General features: G+C 66.0%; 2 rRNA genes. Both read right to left on the minus strand.

The window, feature by feature from the left end:
• Positions 1-13: 13 nt before the first annotated feature.
• Positions 14-126, minus strand: a 5S ribosomal RNA gene (rrf, locus tag QZ332_RS13740).
• Between the two features lie 66 nt (positions 127-192).
• Positions 193-1205 (minus strand): 23S ribosomal RNA (locus QZ332_RS13745); the annotation flags it as partial.

Here is a 1205-nt window from a genome sequence, read left to right on the forward strand (position 1 = left end):
GGGCAAAGAAAAAGCCCGGCGGCCACCTGCTTTCCCGCCCGGACGGGCAGTATCACCGGCGCTGGAGGGCTTGACTTCCGTGTTCGGGATGGGAACGGGTATGGCACCTCCGCCATGGCCGCCGGGCGCAAAGGTCCGGCAAAAGAAGATCTGGGGACGGGGAAACTGCCTCGAGAAGCCGGAAGCGGCGACATGGCCAAGCCTCCCGGCCGGTTAGTACCGCTCGGCTGTGCGCGTCGCCGCGCCTGCGCCTGCGGCCTATCTAGCCCGTGTTCTGCGGGCGGCCTTCGGGCGGGCTCGCTGGCCCGCGGGATGACTGTCCTCGGGGCGGGCTTCCCGCTTAGATGCTCTCAGCGGTTATCCCTTCCCGGCGCGGCTACCCTGCCTTGCGCCCCTGGCGGGACGACAGGCACACCGGAGGCCGGTCCGCCCCGGTCCTCTCGTACTGAGGGCGGCCCCCCTGTGTCATCCGACGCCCGCAACAGATAGGGACCGAACTGTCTCGCGACGTTCTGAACCCAGCTCACGTACCGCTTTGATCGGCGAACAGCCGAACCCTTGGGACCTGCTCCAGCCCCAGGATGCGATGAGCCGACATCGAGGTGCCAAACTTTCCCGTCGATGTGAACTCTTGGGGAAAATCAGCCTGTTATCCCCGGAGTACCTTTTGTCCGTTAAGTGACGGCCCTTCCACGCGGCACCGCCAGATCACTAGGACCCGCTTTCGCGCCTGCCCGGGATGTCTCCCTCGCAGTCAGGCCCCCTTGTGCCCTTGCGCTCGCGCCCCGGTTTCCAATCGGGGTGAGGGGACCTTCGCGCGCCTCCGTTGCCCTTTGGGAGGCGACCGCCCCAGTCAAACCGCCCGCCTGCCGCTGTCCCCGCGCCGGCTTCACGGCGCGGGTTAGAAATCCCGCCCGGCAGGGCTGGTATTTCACCGCCGGCTCCCCCGGACCTGACGGCCCGGGCTCGCAGCCTCCCAGCTATCCTACACGTGCCGGACAGAATCCCAGCGGCGGGCTGCGGTGAAGGTTCACGGGGTCTTTCCGTCTAATTGCGGGTATCCGGCTTCTTTACCGGAACATAAATTTCGCCGAGCCCCGCGTCGAGACAGCGCCCAGAATCGTTGCACCATTCGTGCGGGTCGGAACTTGCCCGACAAGGAATTTCGCTACCTTAGGACCGTTATAGTTACGGCCGCCGTTTAC

Source organism: uncultured Oscillibacter sp., from assembly GCF_910584465.1.
Classification (GTDB): Bacteria; Bacillota; Clostridia; order Oscillospirales; family Oscillospiraceae; genus Oscillibacter.